We start from the raw sequence: 17235 nt of genomic DNA, 5'->3' as shown, positions 1-17235 counted from the left end.
CCGGGACTAACGCGGCTTCAGCTCCGCGGTCGATTCCCGGACCACCAGGTGCGTCGCCAGCTCCACGCGCTGGGAGTCGAGCGCTTCACCGTGCAACTGCCGGAGCACGGCCCGAAGCGCAGTGCGGCCCATCTCCTGCAGCGGCTGTGACACGGAGGTGAGGGGCGGGATGGACTCCTCCGCCTGGTACGTTCCGTCGAACCCCACAAGGCTAAGGTCTTCCGGGATCCGGAGGCCGTTCTTGCGCGCTTCACTGAGAACCCCGAGCGCAATACTGTCGCTGGCGGCGAAAATCGCCGTAGGGGGTTCGACGAGGTCCAGCAGCTTCTTAAGTCCCAGCACTCCGTGCTCGGCGCGGAAGCGTCCGGGGATAACGTAGGTAGGGTTCACTGCTACGCCCTTCGCCATCAACGCGGCCATGTAGCCGTGCAGCCGCGCCTGGTTGCATTCGGCCGTCTCAGGGCCGCCAAGGTACGCGATCCGTGAATGCCCAAGCTGGAGCAGGTGCTCCGTGGCAGCCTTGCCGCCGGCCCAGTTCGTCGCACCGACGCTCACCACATCCGCCGGCGGAGGGTTCAGCGGGTCGATGACGGCCACCGGAATCTTCCGGCGCCGGAACGCGTGCAGCTGGGCGGCGCTAAAAGCCGAGGTCACCACGATCATGCCGCTGCGGCCCGCTTCCACCATGCGCTGCGCCCGCCGTTCCGGGCTCAGGGTGGCGCCACCCAGGTGGCTGGTCACGCTGATCATGATCTCCACGTCGCTGGCCCCCGCATATTCCAGCACCCCGTTGAGGATCTCGACTGCATAGGCGGAGGTCAGCGCGTCAAAAATGACTTCGACGACGGTCTGTCCCGGCAGTGCCGTCCGGCGCTGCAGGGGCGACTGGTACCCCAGTTCCTCCAGCGCGGCGAGCACCCTGGCGCGAGTGGCTGACGAAACGTCCTCGCGCCCGTTGACAACCTTGGAAACTGTGGGCGCCGAGACTCCTGCCCGCAGCGCAACAGCTGCCAGGGTGGTCTTTTCCGGCTGGGCGGTGGTGGTCAACGTCATTCCCGTCTTTCGAAACATTTCGAGAAGTCCATCATGCCCTTGCTAGTAGAGCGCGTCAACAGACAGCGGCACTCGTCGTGCGGTGTGAGCTCGCTCTCGAAGAAAAATCCCTTGACTGTGACGGCGCTCACCGCTAGGTTTACCTCACTGACCGCAACTTTTCGAAATATTTCGAAAGACTGCCGCGGTCAACTACTGAACGAATGCGGACGTGCCGCCTCGAAGCCGAGGCGTAAAAGTCCACTTACACACGCTACCGGGTCCCAGCGTTGAGCCCGGAGGATGAACGGATGCGAAATGAAGATTCGAAAGTTGCGCTCGGCACTCTTGGCAGTTTCCGCCGCTGGTATGGCGATCAGCCTGGCCGCCTGCGGTTCAGCAGGTCCTGCCGGCACCAATGTGAGCAGTGACTCGGCGACGATGTGGGGCCTCACAGGAGGCAACCAGCCCGTCCTGCAGAAGTCAGTGGACGAATGGAACAAGGCGAACCCGGAGAAGTCGATCAAGCTGGACTTCTTCGCCAATGATGCCTACAAGACAAAGGTCCGGACCGCCGTCGGGGCCGGCGAAGGCCCCACGTTCATCTACGGCTGGGGCGGCGGGGTGCTGAAGTCGTACGTGGATGCAGGGCAGGTGGCTGACCTTTCCGGTTTCATCAAGGAAAACCCCGACGTCAAGGACCGCTACCTTCCGTCCGTCCTGAAGAACGGCGAGGTGGACGGCAAGACCTACGCCCTGCCGAACAACAACGTCCAGCCCGTAGTCCTCTACTACAACAAGGAAGTCTTCGAGAAGGTCGGCGCCCAGCCACCCAAGACCTGGGACGAGCTGATGGCCCTCGTGCCGAAGTTCAAGGACGCAGGCATCGCCCCCTTCTCGCTGGGAGGCCAGTCGAAGTGGCCGGACCTGATGTGGCTCGAGTACCTCGTGGAACGCATCGGCGGACCGGAAGTCTTCGAGAACATCGCAGCAAACAAGCCCGGCGCCTGGTCCGACCCAGCCGTGGTCGAGTCGCTTACCAAAATCCAGGAACTGGTTGACGCCGGCGGGTTCATCAACGGCTTCTCCTCCATTGCCGCCGACAGCAATGCCGACCAGGCCCTGATGTACACCGGCAAGGCCGCCATGATCCTGCAGGGCGGCTGGATCTACCAGGGCATGAAGAAGGACGCCGCCGACTTCGTCAAGAGCGGCAAGCTCGGCTACACCACCTTCCCGACGGTTACGGGCGGCAAGGGCGATCCTGCAAACGTTGTGGGCAACCCCTCCAACTTCTGGTCCATCTCCTCCAAGGCCACGGACGCCCAGAAGCAGGCTGCCCTGGACTACGTCAAGAACGGCATGTTCACCGACTCCAACACCGACGCCCTGATCAGCTCGGGCGCCGTACCGGTGGTGCAGGGCATCGAGTCCAAGCTCGCGGCCTCCCCGGACAAGGACTTCCTGACTTTCGTGTACGGCATGGCAAAGAACGCCCCCAGCTTCACACTCTCCTGGGACCAGGCACTCAGCCCGGCGCAGGGCGACGCGATGCTGTCCAACCTGGACCAGATCTTCCTGAAGAAGATCAGCCCGGAACAGTTCGTCACCACCATGAACGCCACGATCGGAAAGTAAAAGACCGTGACATCCCTTAGCTCTGCAAACCGGGGGGTCCGCGACGCGGGCCCCTCGGGGTGGCTCGCAGCACCGGCCCTGGTCTTCTTCCTGGCCTTCGCCGTCATCCCGCTCCTGGGCGTGGTCTTCCTCAGCTTCACCAGCTGGAACGGCCTGGGCGAGATCAAGCTCGAGGGCCTGTCCAGTTGGACCACGGTCCTGACGGATCCGGTCACGGGCAACGCACTGGTGGTGACAGCCAAGATCATGTTCTTCTCGTTCATCGTCCAGGCGCCGGTCAGCCTGCTGCTTGGCGTGTTCACGGCCGGGGGACAGAAATACCGCGCTGCCCTGGCCGTCCTGTACTTCCTGCCGCTGCTGCTCTCCTCGGCAGCCGTTGCCATTGCCTTCAAGGCCCTGCTGGATCCCAACTTCGGTCTGGGACCCGGGTTCAACCTGCCCGTCCTCACCCAGGACTGGCTCGGCAACTCGGACCTGGTGCTGTTTGTGGTGGTCTTCGTGATCGCCTGGCAGTTCGTCCCCTTCCACACCCTGATCTACCAGGGCGGCGTGCGCCAAGTCCCAACATCCCTGTATGAAGCCGCGGAAATCGACGGTGCGGGACGTCTTCGCCAGTTCTGGAACATCACGCTGCCACAGCTGAAGTACACAATCATCACCTCATCCACGCTGATGGTGGTGGGCAGCCTCGCCTACTTTGACCTCATCTTCGTGCTGACCGGCGGCGGACCCGGCTACAGCACCCGGCTGCTGCCGCTGCACATGTACCTGACCGGATTCAAAGCCAATGACATGGGCGCCGCGAGCGCCCTCGGCGTCATCCTCATCGTCATCGGCCTGGGACTGGCGCTCCTGCTGCAGCGACTGGGCGGCAAAAACCGCAATGCAAGCCAATTGGAAGGTGCCTGATGGCCTCCACGACCCAACTCCCCGTTCCTCCCTCCCCGACAGCCGGCACCATTGCAGCAAAGCCGGCTCCCCGGACCAAGGGGCCCGGGCGGCAGCGCCCCAACCTCCTCGGAGGGCTGGGCGGCTGGTTATGGCTGGCGATCATCATCGTCCCGATCTACTACGTGGTGATCACCAGCTTCAAGAACCAGGCCGGGTTCTTCACCTCCAACCCGATGCTTCCGGCAACGGAACCAACCCTGGACAACTACAGGCTGGTCCTGGAGAACAACTTCGTCCAGTACTTCACGAACAGCCTCATCGTCACCCTCGGCACAGTGTTTCCGGCCCTGCTCGTGTCCTTCATGGCCGCCTACGCAATCGTCCGCGGCAGGAGCCGGTTCCTGAGCCTGACGAACAACCTCTTCCTGCTTGGCCTCGCCATTCCCCTGCACGCCACCATCATCCCCATCTACTGGATGATCACCAGGGCGCACCTGTATGACACGCTGCTGGCCCTGATCCTCCCGTCCGTCGCCTTCGCCATTCCCGTCAGCGTCCTCATCCTGTCCAACTTCCTGCGGGACGTGCCCAACGAACTGTTCGAGTCCATGCGGCTGGACGGCTGCTCGGACTGGGCCATGATGTGGCGGCTCGCCCTCCCCATGACCAAGCCGGCCGTCATCACCGTGGGCATCTACAACGCCCTCCACGTCTGGAACGGGTTCCTCTTCCCGCTGATCCTGACCCAGAGCCCGTCCACCAGGGTCCTGCCGCTCTCACTCTGGACGTTCCAGGGCGAGTTCAGCGTCAACATTCCCGCCGTCCTCGCTTCGGTTGTCCTGGCGACCCTCCCCCTCCTGGTGATTTACGTCGTCGCCCGCCGGCAGCTGCTCAGCGGCCTGACCGCCGGCTTCAGCAAATAGAAAGGACTTCCGATGACACAACCCAAGCCCCTTCGCGTCGGCATGGTGGGGTACGCCTTCATGGGTGCAGCCCACTCCCACGCCTGGCGCACCGCTCCCCGGTTTTTCGACCTGCCGCTGCAGCCCCGGCTCACCGCCGTCGCCGGCCGGAACGCCGACGGCGTGCGGGCCGCAGCGGACAAGCTTGGCTGGGAATCGGCCGAGACGGACTGGCGCCGCCTGATCGAACGCGACGACATCGACCTGATCGACATCTGCACCCCCGGCGACACGCACGCCGAGATCGCCATCGCCGCCCTTGAGGCCGGCAAGCACGTGCTGTGCGAGAAGCCGCTGGCCAACTCCGTGGAGGAGGCCGAGCGGATGACCCTCGCCGCGGAGACCGCCGCCAAGCAGGGAGTCATGTCCATGTGCGGCTTCAGCTACCGCCGCACACCTGCCCTGGCGCTGGCCAAACGGTTCGTGGAGCAGGGCAGGCTGGGCGAGATCCGCCACGTCCGGGCCCAGTACCTGCAGGACTGGCTCTCCGACGCCAATGCCCCCATGACCTGGCGGCTGGACAAGAGCAAGTCCGGATCAGGATCCCTCGGCGACATCGGGGCGCACAGCATCGATGCGGCCCAGTGGGTCACCGGACAGGACATCACCGGCGTTTCGGCGCTGCTCGAAACGTTTGTTCCCGAGCGCCCGCTGGCCGGCGACCTCGTGGGCCTGGGCGGCCACGGCGACCTCAGCGGCGACGCGCCCCGCGGGAAGGTCACCGTGGATGATGCGGCCATCTTCAGCGCAAAGTTCGACGGCGGCGCCTCCGCAGGCGCGATCGGCGTCTTTGAAGCCACGCGGTACGCGCTGGGCCGGAAGAACGCCATGCGCTTGGAACTGAACGGCACCAAAGGCTCCCTCGCCTTCGATTTCGAGGACATGAATGTCCTGTCCTTCTACGACGCGGCCGAGTCCCCGGACGCCGGCTTCCGGAAAATCTTCGTCACCGAACCCGAGCACCCGTACGTCGGCAACTGGTGGCCCACCGGCCACGGCCTGGGCTACGAGCACGGCTTCACCCACCAGGTGGTGGACCTCGTCACAGCCATCGGCGAGGGCCGCCAGCCCGAACCGTCCTTTGCCGATGCCCTGCAGGTCCAGCGGGTCCTGGCCGCCGTGGAGTCCAGCGCCGCCAATTCCAGCCAGTGGCAAAAAGTCTGAGCATCGCCGCAAGCGACAGTACAACCAAGGAATCCTGATGACACGACCAATCACACTGTTTACCGGCCAGTGGGCCGACCTGCCCTTCGAGGAGGTGGCCCGGCTCGCCGGCGAGTGGGGCTTCGACGGGCTGGAGATCGCCTGCTGGGGCGACCACCTGGACCCCCGCCGGGCGGCTGAGGACGACGACTACCTCCAGGGCCGGCTGGACATCCTCGAGAAGAACAACCTGCAGGTCTTCGCCATCGCCAACCATCTCACCGGACAGGCTGTGTGCGACGACCCCATCGACGAGCGCCACCAGGGCATCCTGTCCGCTGGGATCTGGGGCGACGGCGACCCCGAAGGTGTCCGGCGCCGGGCCGCGGAATCCATGAAGGACACCGCGCGGGCCGCCGCGCGCCTGGGCGTCAAGACCGTGACGGGCTTTACCGGATCGTCCATCTGGAAGGCGGTGGCCATGTTCCCGCCAGCGTCCGAGGCAATGATCGACGCCGGCTACCAGGACTTCGCGGACCGCTGGAACCCCATCCTGGATGTCTTCGACGAGGTGGGCGTCCGTTTTGCGCTGGAGGTCCACCCGTCCGAAATTGCCTACGACTACTGGACCGCCAAGCGCACCCTGGAGGCGATCGGGCACCGCAAGGGCTTCGGCCTGAACTTCGACCCGTCCCACTTCATCTGGCAGGACCTGGATCCGGTGATGTTCCTGCAGGACTTCGCGGACCACATCCTCCATGTGCACGTCAAGGAATCGGTCCGCCAGCTCGATGGCCGCAACGGGCGCCTGGGCTCCCACCTGGCATGGGCGGACCCCCGCCGGGGCTGGGACTTCGTCACCGCAGGGCACGGGGACGTCCAGTGGAACCGGATCTTCCGTACCCTGAACGCCATCGGCTATGACGGCCCCACCAGCATCGAGTGGGAGGACGCCGGCATGGACCGGCTCGTCGGCGCACCGCAGGCGCTGGCCATGGTCAAGGAACTCGCCCGCATCGCCCCGCCGGCAGCCGCTTTCGACGCCGCCTTCGCCAGCCGCTGACCCATTTTTCGCCGGCCCTCCGGGGCCGGAAGCCAAACAAAAGGAAAACCCGACATGACAGATCGCAAGAACGCCCTGGTGGTCCGCGGCGGCTGGGACGGCCACCAGCCGTACGAGGCAACCGAGCTCTTCATCCCCTACCTCAAGGACAACGGCTACGACGTCCGCGTGGAGGAATCCCCCAAGGTGTACGCCGATGCCGAGTACATGGCAGGGGTGGATCTGATCATGCAGTGCATGACCATGACCACCATCGAAAAGGACGAGTTCGCCGGGCTGCGGACCGCCGTCGAAAACGGCACGGGCCTGGCCGGCTGGCACGGCGGCATCGCCGATTCCTACCGCAACAACTCGGACTACCTGCACCTGATCGGCGGGCAGTTCGCCTGCCATCCCGGCAAACACACGGACGAATGCGTCGGCGAGCAGTCGGACAACTACGTCCCCTACACGGTCAACATGCTCCCGGCCGCCGCGGAACACCCGATCACCAAGGGCATCTCCGACTTCGACCTGGTCACCGAGCAGTACTGGGTGCTCTCCGACGACTACATCGACGTCCTGGCCACCACCACCCAGAAGGTCCGGGAGTGGGACCCCTGGAACCGCGAAGTCACCTCCCCCGCCATCTGGACCCGCCAGTGGGGCAAAGGCCGCATCTTCGTTGCCACCCCCGGCCACCGGGTCGAAATCCTCCAGGACGCCAACGTCCGCACCATCATCGAAAGGGGCCTGCTGTGGGCAAGCCGTTGAAAGTCGGAATCATTGGCTGCGGAGCCATCATCGCGCAGTACCTCACCAACTTCCGCAAACTCGGCCAGATCGACCTGGTGGCCGTGGCGGACCTGGATCCCGCACGCGCCCAGGCCGTGGCGGAGCAGTACGAGGGTGTCCGCGCCATCTCCGTGGACGAGCTCCTCGCTGCGGACGACGTCGAACTGGTCCTGAACCTGACCATCCCCGCCGCGCACGCGGAGGTGGCGCTGAAGGCCATCGCGGCCGGAAAGAGCGTCTACGGCGAGAAGCCCCTCGCCGCCACCACTGCGGAGGCGCGCCAGGTGCTGGACGCGGCGCGCGAGGCGGGCGTCGCCGTCGGCTGTGCTCCTGACACCGTGCTGGGCACCGGCATCCAGACCGCCCGCAAGGCGATCGACGACGGGCTGATCGGCGCGCCGATATCCGCCTCCGCCACGATGGTGACCCCGGGCCACGAGCGCTGGCACCCCAACCCGGACTTCTACTACCAGCCCGGCGGCGGCCCGCTGCTGGACATGGGCCCCTACTACGTCACCGCCCTGGTCACCCTCCTGGGTCCCGTGGTCTCGGTCATCGGCGCGGCGAGCCACACGCGCAACGAACGCATCATCGGTTCGGGACCGCGCCAAGGCGAAAAGGTCCCCGTTAACATCGATTCCCATGTCACCGGTGTCCTGGTGCACGCCTCCGGCGCGCTGTCCACGCTCTTCATGAGTTTTGACGCCGTCAAGTCCAAGTCCCCGAACATCGAGATCCACGGGGAGCGCGGATCGCTGGTGGTGCCGGACCCGAACCACTTCGACGGCGACGTCCAGCTGTTTTCCCTCGGGGCAGAGGACTGGGAGACCCTTCCCGTGTCCGCCGGCTACGTCGATTCCGGCAGAGGCTTCGGCATCGCCGACCTCGCCTCCACCCCTGAAGGCTCCGAGCCACGCGCGGGCGGGGCCATGGCCTACCACGCCCTCGATGTCATGGAATCCGTGCTCGAGTCAGCGCACAGCGGCACGGCAGTACGCATCAACAGCACGGTTGAGCGGCCGGCAAGCGTGGAACTGGCCGTCCTGGCCACTGACGTGGACGTCCTCCAGGCCCAGGAAGCTGCTCCCTAGGCCTTTCCGTTGTTCATCGGGCGGCGAGTGTCGTGCGGTCAGCGAAGGGGGCGGTGCCCGTCGTCGTCGCCGTGGACGGAGCCGGTAAGAACCTCAACAACAGCGAGCTGGCCGGTGGTGTCCGGGACGCCGGGGAATTGGACCTGCGGAGCGTCTTCGGGCGTCACCGGCGGCCGGTCCGCCTGGCGCATGCGCAGAAGCGCAATGGCGGAAATGAGGAACCAGGCCACGTTCGTGACCACGGATGGCCATGCTTCGTGGACGGATCCGTTGATGATGAAGGCCACGGCACCCAGGAGATTCGCCGTCTGGAAACCCCTGCCGGCCTTCATCCAGCCCATGGAAACGGCAAGGTAGGCACTGAGGATGGCAACCGCACCGGCCCAGCCGGCAATTTCCCATAGCAGTTCCATGGAGACCTCTCAAGGGCGGTGCCCGGCAGGCAGAGGCCGGGCAAGGTTGTTGACGGGGTTTTCGGGGTGTCTTTTGCCGGAGGCCACTGCTGGCTGGATCAGGCGTTGCCGGACAAACCGTTTACTCGAGCCCGCAAGCGGGCGAGGACCTCATTTGTTGGTCGGCGGGATAATCATACTCTGCGGAGGGGGCGTGCTTTTATCGCCCGAAGCCCGGTTTTTCGCGCTCTGGACAACTCCCCCGCCGCGTAGCACCATCTGAAAGGTGACCACCAGCCCCCTCTCCGATGCCCGCCTGCGCGAACTCAGGGACCTCCGCCGCGTCAAGGACCGGATCGACCGGGAGTATGCGCAGCCGCTGGACGTCGAATCCCTGGCCCGCGGGGTCCACATGTCGGCCGGGCACCTGAGCCGCAGGTTCAAGCTCGCCTATCAGGAAAGCCCCTACAGCTACCTGATGACCCGGCGCATTGAACGGGCCATGGCGCTCCTTCGCCGTGGCGACGTTTCCGTCACGGAGGCGTGCTTCGCCGTCGGCTGTTCCTCGCTGGGGACGTTCAGCACGCGCTTCACGGAACTCGTGGGAATGCCGCCCAGCGTGTACAAACAGGAGGCGGCGATGTCGACGGCGGGCATCCCCGCGTGCGTGGCGAAACAGGTCACCAAACCGGTCAGGAATCGAGAAGCGTCCTCGCCGGAGCCGCAACTAGCATGGCTGCCATGAACAACATCAGCATTTCCTCTAGCTTCCTTCCGCACACCGATCCGGACGCCTCGCTGGCGTTCTACCGCGACGCCCTGGGCTTCGAGGTCCGCAACGACGTTGGGCGCGGCACCATGCGCTGGATCACCGTGGGACCCGCCGGCCAGCCGGACGTGTCCATCGTCCTGCACCCGCCGGCCGTGGACCCCGGCATCACCGATGACGAGCGCCGGACCATCGCGGAGATGATGGCCAAGGGCACCTACGCCACCGTCATCCTGTCCGCACCGAACGTTGACGAAGCCTTCGCAAAAGTGGAGGCGACCGGGGCGGACGTGGTCCAGGAGCCGGTGGACCAGCCGTACGGAATCCGCGACTGCGCGTTCCGCGACCCGGCCGGAAACACCGTCCGCATCAACCAGCAGCAGTAAGCCGCAGCGAGCCCAGGGAGACGCATGAGCACCGACACCGGGATCCATACCCAAGCCCATACCGAAAGAAATGGCGTGCACATCGCGGACACCCACGGCCTCATCCGCGTGCAGGGCGCGCGGGAAAACAACCTCAAGGACATCAGCGTCGAGCTGCCCAAGCGCCGGCTGACCGTGTTCACCGGTGTCTCCGGTTCCGGCAAGAGCTCGCTGGTGTTCGCCACCATCGCCGCAGAGTCGCAGCGCCTGATCAACGAAACCTACAGCGCGTTCGTCCAGGGCTTCATGCCTTCGCTGGCCCGGCCCGAGGTGGACTTCCTGGAAGGGCTCACGACGGCGATCATCGTGGACCAGGAGCGGATGGGCGCCAACCCGCGCTCCACGGTTGGGACGGCCACGGACGCCCACGCAATGCTCCGCATCCTTTTCAGCCGGCTTGGCTCCCCGTACGTCGGCCCGCCCACCGCCTATTCCTTCAACGTGCCCACGCGCAAGGCCAGCGGCGTGATGTCCACGGAGAAGGGCGGGCGGGTGGAAAAGGCCGTGGTCCAGCAGGCCGTCTACCTCGGCGGCATGTGCCCGCGGTGCGAGGGGATGGGCAACGTCAGCGACATTGACCGGACGGCGCTGTACGACGACGAAAAGTCCCTGAGCGAGGGCGCCCTGCTTGTTCCGGGCTACTCCATGGACGGCTGGTACGGGCGCCTGTTCGAGGGCATGGCGCTGCCCATGGACAAACCGATTTCCAAGTTCACCAAGAAGCAGCTGGACACGATGCTCTACGCGGAGCCCACCAAGATCAAGGTGGAGGGCGTCAACCTGACCTTCGAGGGGATCATCCCCAAGATCCAGAAGTCCATGCTGTCCAAGGACCCGGAGGCGATGCAGCCGCACGTGCGCCGGTTCGTGGAACGCGCGGTGACCTTCCAGACCTGCCCGGAGTGCCACGGGACCCGGCTGACCCGGCAGGCCCTGTCCTCAAAGATCAACGGCAAGAACATTGCCGAGCTGTGCCAGATGCAGATCAGCGACCTGGCCGGGTGGATCCGGGACCTGAAGGACCCCTCGGTGGCTCCCTTGCTCAAGGGCCTCCAGCACCTGCTCGACTCCTTTTCCGACATCGGCCTGGGCTACCTCAGCCTGGACCGGCCCGCCGGCACCCTCTCCGGCGGCGAGGCCCAGCGCACCAAGATGATCCGGCACCTGGGCTCTTCGCTCACGGACGTCACGTACGTCTTCGATGAGCCCTCCATCGGCCTCCATCCCCACGACATCGAGCGCATGAACCAGCTGCTGCTCCAGCTGCGGGACAAGGGCAACACCGTCCTGGTGGTGGAGCACAAGCCGGAAATGATCACCATCGCGGACCACGTCGTCGACCTCGGTCCCGGCGCCGGCACCCAAGGCGGCGAGGTCTGTTACGAGGGCAGCGTGGAGGGCCTGCGGTCCAGCGACACCATTACCGGCCGGCACCTCGGGGACCGCGCGTCCTTGAAGGACGCCGTCCGGAAGGCTTCGGCGGCGCTGGAGGTCCGCGGCGCGTCCACGCACAACCTGCAGGCGGTCGACGTCGACATCCCCCTGGGCGTCCTGACGGTAGTTACCGGTGTGGCCGGCTCGGGCAAGAGTTCGCTGATCCACGGCTCGGTCGCCAAGCGCGAGGGGGTGGTGGTGATCGACCAGGGTGCCATCCGCGGCTCCCGGCGCAGCAACCCCGCCACCTACACCGGCATGCTGGAGCCCATTCGCAAGGCGTTCGCGAAGGCCAACGGCGTGAAGCCCGCGCTGTTCAGCTCCAATTCCGAGGGCGCGTGCCCCACCTGCAACGGCGCCGGCGTTATCTTCACCGAGCTGGGGGTCATGGCCACGGTCGAGTCGCCGTGCGAGGACTGCGAAGGCCGCCGGTTCCAGGCTTCCGTCCTTGAATACACCCTCGGCGGCCGGAACATTGCCGACGTGCTGGCCATGTCCGTGACGGAGGCCGCCGCCTTCTTCGCGGAGGGCGAGGCCAAAACGCCGGCGGCCCGGACCATCCTGGACCGGCTCGACGACGTGGGGCTGGGCTACCTCAGCCTCGGCCAGCCGCTCACCACCCTTTCCGGCGGCGAGCGCCAGCGGCTCAAGCTCGCCACGCAGATGGCGGAGAAAGGCGACGTCTACGTGCTGGACGAGCCCACCACCGGCCTGCACCTCGCCGACGTGGAGAACCTGCTGGGCCTGCTGGACCGGCTGGTTGACTCCGGCAAGTCCGTGATTGTCATCGAGCACCACCAGGCGGTGATGGCGCACGCCGACTGGCTCATCGACCTGGGTCCGGGAGCAGGGCACGACGGCGGCCGGATCGTTTTCGAGGGCACGCCGGCTGGGCTGGTGGCCGACGCCTCGACGCTCACCGGCAAGCATTTGGCCGCTTACGTTGGTTCGCAGGTGGCATGACGGAGACCTACCGGTACGACGTCCAGATCCTGCACCTGCTGGTGTCACCGGGGCACGCCTACTTCGGACGGGCCCGGGACGGCGCCGCGGAGGTGCCGACGTTCGACGCCCAGGCCGCCGAAGTGGTGGCGGGCAAGGGCATCGCGGGCGACCGGTTCTTCGGAAAAGCCGCCCACATGGACGCCGCAGTGACGCTGTTCGCCGTCGAGGCCCTGGAAGCCATGGCCGCGGAACTTGGGGCCGGACCGTTTGATCCCCTGGCCACCCGCCGGAACGTGATCCTCCGCGGAGCGCACCTCGCTCCGCTGCTGGGGCAGGACTTCACCCTGGAGTCCGGCGGTTCCCGGGTTGGGCTCCACGGCGGGCGTCCCGCACACCCCTGCGCCTGGATGAACGAGGTGCTGGCGCCGGGAGGCCATGCCGCCATGCGAGGCAGGGGCGGGATCCGTTGCCGCGCCCTGTCGAGTGGCACCCTGTACCGGGGCCCGGCGGTCCTGGTCAGCCCCGTTCCGCTGGACCCCGGGCAGGCTGGCGTGCCGAGCCTGCTGCGGCCCGGCCGGCTGCCGTAGCTGGACTTCCGACGGCGTCACACACGGCCCGCTTTTGGCCCACCACGGCCTCGGGGCCGCGGAAACCCGCGCCGCCGCCCCCGCCTTTTCCCCAAAAGCGTGTTTTGCGTGACGCCCTGACAGGTGGCCAGCGCAGCACATCTGATTGCACAACGGGTCCTGGCAGGGCACCCTTTGCCCGCAGCAACCGTCATAGCCTTGGAACATGCCCGCATTCCACGGACGCGTGAACATCGCCGTCGGAACAATGAACAACTGCTGGAGGGATAGTGCCGCGCATATTCATCACCGGTTCCGCTGACGGGCTGGGACGGCACACTGCCGGGGCGCTGCTGGACCAGGGCCACGACGTCGTCGTGCATGTACGCAGCGCCGCCCGCCTTGGCGCAGTCCAGGACCTCCTGGACCGCGGCGCCGGCGCCGTTGTTGGCGACTTGGCCGACCTGGAGCAGTCGCGGGACGTCGCCGAACAAGTCAACCGGATGGGGCCGGTGGACGCCGTCATCCATAACGCGGGAGTGCTGCACGGCCCGGACGTCTTCAAAGTCAATGTCGTGGCCCCCTACCTCCTCACCGCACTCATCCACCGCCCGCGCCGGCTGATATATGTCAGCAGCGGCATGCACCGCGGCGGCCGCGCCGAGCTCGGGAAACTCGACGGGGGCGCCCGGACGGTGACCTACTCGGACAGCAAGCTTTACCTCACGGCCCTGGCGGCCGCCGTCGCCCGTTTATGGCCGGACGTCCTCAGCAACGCCGTCGACCCCGGCTGGGTGCCCACCAAAATGGGCGGCGCCGGGGCCCCGGACGATCTCCGGCTCGGTCACTTGACGCAGGAGTGGCTGGCCACCAGCGAGGATCCGGCGGCGCTCACGAGTGGCGGCTACTGGTTCCACCAGCACCGGCAGGAACCGCACCCGGCCGTCCACGACGAGGCGTTCCAGAACAAACTCCTGGACCACCTGGCCCGGATCACCGGCGAGCGCCTGGCCTGACCCAAAGCCCGCCGGGGATCAGGGCTTCGGCGGCCAGGCGAAACTGCAGGCGAACCTCGGTGGGACGTTTGGTGAACATCCGGCAAAATCCGCCAATTGCGCCGCACGGGGCGTTGATACTGGAGTACATGCCTTTTGTTACCCGCCAGTACGGACAATCGCCCACTCGACGCCAGGTCCTCCGCGCAGGCGGCCTTGCCGCCGCCGTCGCCGGAGTGGCGCCCCTCGTCTCGAGCCCTGCCCAGGCGGCTGATCCGCTGTTCGCGCATGGCGTTGCCTCCGGCGATCCGCACCCGGACAGCGTGGTGCTCTGGACCCGGGTGACCCCCAGCCCGGAAGCCACACCCGGCTCGGGACTCGGCCCCGCCGCAACAGTGAACTGGGAAGTGGCGGCCGACCCCGCCTTCACAAGGATCGTCTCGAAGGGCTCGGTGAAGACCGGGCCGGAGCGTGACCACACCGTGAAGGTGGTCGCCGATCGCCTGCAGCCGGGCACCCCGTACTGGTACCGCTTCACAGTGGGCCGCGGGATGTCCGCCACAGGCCGGACCAAGACGGCACCGGCGGCCGGGGCCCAGGTGGAGCAGCTCCGCTTCGGCGTGGTCTCCTGCGCCAACTATCAGGCAGGCTACTTCAGCTCCTACCGCCACCTCGCCCAGCGCGGGGACCTCGACGCCGTGCTCCACCTCGGCGATTACCTCTACGAGTACGCACCCGGGGAATACCAGGCGAGGGACGTCGTCGTACGCCCGCACGATCCCGCCGTCGAAATGACCACCCTCTCGCATTACCGGCGCCGGCACGCCCAGTACAAAACAGACGCCGACCTGCAGGCCCTGCATTCGGCTGCACCCTTCATCGTCACCTGGGACGACCATGAAGCGGCCAACGATGCCTGGAGCGGAGGAGCGGAAAACCACACCGAGGGCGCAGAGGGGCCCTGGGCCGAACGCCGCGCGGCTGCCAACCAGGCCTACGCGGAGTGGATGCCCGTGCGCTACCAGCCCGGAGGTCCGCTGTACCGCCGCCTTGACTTCGGTTCGCTGGCCAGCCTGTCCATGCTGGACCTCCGCTCCTACCGGAGCCAGCAGGCCGCCAACGGCCTCGACCCCGCCGTGGACAGCCCGGACCGCACCATCACGGGAGCTGCGCAGATGGACTGGCTGCTGGGCAACCTCACCTCCGGCGGCCCCCAGTGGAAGCTGGTGGGCAACCCGGTGATGATTGCCCCCGTCCGGGTTCCCTCGACGCTCAGCCTGGCCGAACTGGCGGGGGTCCAGAAGCTCATGGGCGGCACCACCGTCGACGGCGTCCCCTACAACGTGGACCAGTGGGACGGCTACGAGGCGGACCGGAGCCGGGTGGTCCGGCACCTGCGGGACCAGGCAATCAAGGACACCGTTTTCCTCACCGGCGACATCCACTCCGGGTGGGCCTGCGACCTCCCCGCCGACCCCCTGACCTACCCCACCACCGGCGATTCGGTGGCGGCGGAACTGGTCTGCACGTCGGTGACCAGTGACAACCTCGACGACATACTGAACGCTCCACCGCGGACCTCCTCCCTGGCGGTGGAGGCGGCCATCAGGACGGCCAACCCCCACGTGAAGTACCTCGACTTCGACTCGCATGGATACTCCGTCCTGGACGTCACTCCTGCGGGAGTCCGGATGGACTGGTACGTCCTTGCCGACCGGACGGCGCAGGCCTCGGCGGCCACGCTGTCCACCTCCTTCAGGGTCGGTGCCGGCACCGGCAAAGTCGTCGCGGCAACCGGCGGCGCGCTGTGAACCCGGACCGCCGCCAGTTCCTGCGCCTCGCCGGCGCCGGAAGTGCCGCCGTCGTCCTTTCAGCGGCGCCCGGCACGTCGTGGGCCGGCCCGGCGACGAATCCCGGCACCGCCCGGACGCGCACCTATGTCCTTGTGGTGGACGGCTGCCGGCCGGACGAGATCACCCCTGAGCTGACCCCGCGGCTCGCCGCGCTGCGGACGCAGGGCACCAACTTCCCTGCCGCCAGGTCGCTGCCGGTGATGGAGACGATCCCGAACCACGTCATGATGATGACCGGCGTCCGGCCGGACAGGTCCGGAGTCCCCGCCAACTCGGTTTACGATCCCGCCGAGGGGGCAGCCAGGGACATGGACCGCGAAACCGACCTCCGCTTTCCCACGCTGCTTGAACGCCTGCGCGACTCCGGCTTCACCACCGCCTCCGTCCTGAGCAAGAAGTACCTCTACGGAATCTTCGGCACGCGGGCAAGCTACCGCTGGGAGCCTTATCCCCTGCTGCCCGTGACAGGACACGCGCCGGACGCCGCGACCATGGACGCCCTGCTGGCCATCGTTAGCGGCCCCGACCCGGACTTCACGTTCACCAACCTCGGCGACGTTGACCGGATGGGGCACTCGGACCTGACCGGGACCACGCTGCAGGCCGCGCGCACGGCTGCCCTCGCGGACACCGACCTGCAGGTGGGCCGGCTGGTGGACCACCTGGTTGATACGGGCAAGTGGGAGTCCAGTGTCCTGGTGGTGCTTGCGGACCACTCCATGGACTGGTCACTGCCCACCAATGTGGTTTCGGTGGACCTGATCCTCCAGGCCCGGCCGGACCTCCGGTCCTCCATCACCGTGGCCCAGAACGGCGGTGCGGACCTGTTGTACTGGACCGGCCCCTCGGAGCAGAAGGCGGCCGGCCTCCAGGCCGTGCGTTCCCTGGTCGAATCACACCCCGGCGTGCTGTCGGTGCAGGCACCTGCCGAGCTGCGGCTGGGGGCGGAGGCCGGCGACCTGGTGGCCTTCTGCCGTGCCGGCTGGCGGTTCTCGGACCCTTACATCGTCTCGAATCCCATACCCGGCAACCACGGGCATCCCGCCACCGAACCCATCCCGTTCTTCATCTCCGGCGGCAGCCCCCGGGTGCTCCGCGGCCGGACGTCCTCTAATCCTGCGCGGACGGTGGACGTGGCCCCGACCGTCGGTGCCCTTTACGGGCTCAAGGCGCCTTCGGGCGGCTACGACGGTGTTGCCAGGACGACGGCGTTCAGCGGCTGAGGGGGCGTGAGGGCCGCAGCCGGACCGGAGGAAGGGGTC

At 66.9% G+C, this 17235-nt stretch carries 16 protein-coding genes; 14 read left to right on the top strand and 2 right to left on the bottom strand.

Translation table 11 applies throughout. From position 1 onward, the window contains the following. Positions 1 to 6: 6 nt before the first annotated feature. A complete protein-coding gene (locus tag SMD14_RS00870) occupies positions 7 to 1053 on the bottom strand; it encodes a substrate-binding domain-containing protein (RefSeq protein ID WP_321214980.1) in 1047 nt (348 codons plus the stop codon). A gap of 297 nt (positions 1054 to 1350) precedes the next feature. On the opposite strand from SMD14_RS00870, the gene SMD14_RS00865 reads away from it, so the two are divergent. From SMD14_RS00865 to SMD14_RS00835, 7 genes are read left to right on the top strand one after another with little or no spacing between them, the layout of a single operon-like run. Next, a complete protein-coding gene (locus tag SMD14_RS00865; protein ID WP_321214979.1) occupies positions 1351 to 2670 on the top strand; it encodes an extracellular solute-binding protein in 1320 nt (439 codons plus the stop codon). Between the two features lie 6 nt (positions 2671 to 2676). Beyond that, entirely contained in the window at positions 2677 to 3579 is a 903-nt protein-coding gene (locus SMD14_RS00860) for a sugar ABC transporter permease (RefSeq protein WP_321214978.1), read from the top strand. After that, positions 3579 to 4484, top strand: coding sequence for a carbohydrate ABC transporter permease (locus SMD14_RS00855; protein WP_321214977.1), 906 nt, complete (start codon positions 3579 to 3581; stop codon positions 4482 to 4484). Before SMD14_RS00860 ends, SMD14_RS00855 begins: the two co-directional genes overlap by 1 nt. Positions 4485 to 4496: 12 nt before the next feature. Continuing rightward, positions 4497 to 5687, top strand: coding sequence for a Gfo/Idh/MocA family protein (locus SMD14_RS00850; RefSeq protein WP_157239934.1), 1191 nt, complete (start codon positions 4497 to 4499; stop codon positions 5685 to 5687). Positions 5688 to 5724: 37 nt separating this feature from the next. Then, positions 5725 to 6729, top strand: a complete 1005-nt coding sequence (locus SMD14_RS00845) for a sugar phosphate isomerase/epimerase family protein (protein ID WP_321214976.1) — start codon at positions 5725 to 5727, stop codon at positions 6727 to 6729. A gap of 54 nt (positions 6730 to 6783) precedes the next feature. Continuing rightward, the gene (locus SMD14_RS00840; RefSeq protein ID WP_321214975.1) at positions 6784 to 7482 is read left to right on the top strand and encodes a ThuA domain-containing protein; all 699 of its coding nucleotides are present in this window, start codon (positions 6784 to 6786) and stop codon (positions 7480 to 7482) included. Then, positions 7467 to 8594, top strand: coding sequence for a Gfo/Idh/MocA family oxidoreductase (locus tag SMD14_RS00835; RefSeq protein WP_321214974.1), 1128 nt, complete (start codon positions 7467 to 7469; stop codon positions 8592 to 8594). Before SMD14_RS00840 ends, SMD14_RS00835 begins: the two co-directional genes overlap by 16 nt. 38 nt (positions 8595 to 8632) lie before the next feature. Here SMD14_RS00835 and SMD14_RS00830 read toward each other — a convergent pair whose 3' ends face one another. Next, positions 8633 to 9007: a CBU_0592 family membrane protein gene (locus tag SMD14_RS00830; RefSeq protein ID WP_157239939.1), complete on the bottom strand. Its 375-nt coding sequence runs from the start codon at positions 9005 to 9007 to the stop codon at positions 8633 to 8635. A 265-nt stretch (positions 9008 to 9272) separates the two neighbouring features. Here SMD14_RS00830 and SMD14_RS00825 point away from each other — a divergent pair, with 265 nt between their 5' ends. The 7 genes from SMD14_RS00825 to SMD14_RS00795 all read left to right on the top strand — a co-directional run bounded on the left by SMD14_RS00825 (position 9273) and on the right by SMD14_RS00795 (position 17196). Continuing rightward, on the top strand, positions 9273 to 9731 hold the full coding sequence (locus SMD14_RS00825; protein WP_321214973.1) for a helix-turn-helix transcriptional regulator: 459 nt from the start codon (positions 9273 to 9275) through the stop codon (positions 9729 to 9731). Beyond that, entirely contained in the window at positions 9719 to 10141 is a 423-nt protein-coding gene (locus SMD14_RS00820) for a VOC family protein (RefSeq protein ID WP_157239941.1), read from the top strand. Before SMD14_RS00825 ends, SMD14_RS00820 begins: the two co-directional genes overlap by 13 nt. 24 nt (positions 10142 to 10165) lie before the next feature. Next, on the top strand, positions 10166 to 12577 hold the full coding sequence (locus SMD14_RS00815) for an excinuclease ABC subunit UvrA (RefSeq protein ID WP_321214972.1): 2412 nt from the start codon (positions 10166 to 10168) through the stop codon (positions 12575 to 12577). Next, a complete protein-coding gene (locus SMD14_RS00810; RefSeq protein WP_321214971.1) occupies positions 12574 to 13146 on the top strand; it encodes an MOSC domain-containing protein in 573 nt (190 codons plus the stop codon). The genes SMD14_RS00815 and SMD14_RS00810 overlap by 4 nt, the downstream gene beginning before the upstream one ends. A gap of 269 nt (positions 13147 to 13415) precedes the next feature. Continuing rightward, a complete protein-coding gene (locus SMD14_RS00805; RefSeq protein WP_321214970.1) occupies positions 13416 to 14141 on the top strand; it encodes an SDR family NAD(P)-dependent oxidoreductase in 726 nt (241 codons plus the stop codon). 128 nt (positions 14142 to 14269) lie between these two features. Then, positions 14270 to 15931, top strand: a complete 1662-nt coding sequence (locus SMD14_RS00800) for an alkaline phosphatase D family protein (RefSeq protein ID WP_321214969.1) — start codon at positions 14270 to 14272, stop codon at positions 15929 to 15931. Continuing rightward, positions 15928 to 17196, top strand: coding sequence for an alkaline phosphatase family protein (locus SMD14_RS00795; protein WP_321214968.1), 1269 nt, complete (start codon positions 15928 to 15930; stop codon positions 17194 to 17196). The genes SMD14_RS00800 and SMD14_RS00795 overlap by 4 nt, the downstream gene beginning before the upstream one ends. The last annotated feature ends 39 nt before the right edge of the window (positions 17197 to 17235 follow it).

Origin of the sequence: Pseudarthrobacter oxydans (assembly GCF_034258515.1) — a bacterium.
Lineage (GTDB): Bacteria > Actinomycetota > Actinomycetes > Actinomycetales > Micrococcaceae > Arthrobacter.
Note: the sequence above shows the minus strand (reverse complement) of the source record. Positions and strands in the feature narration are given on the sequence as shown.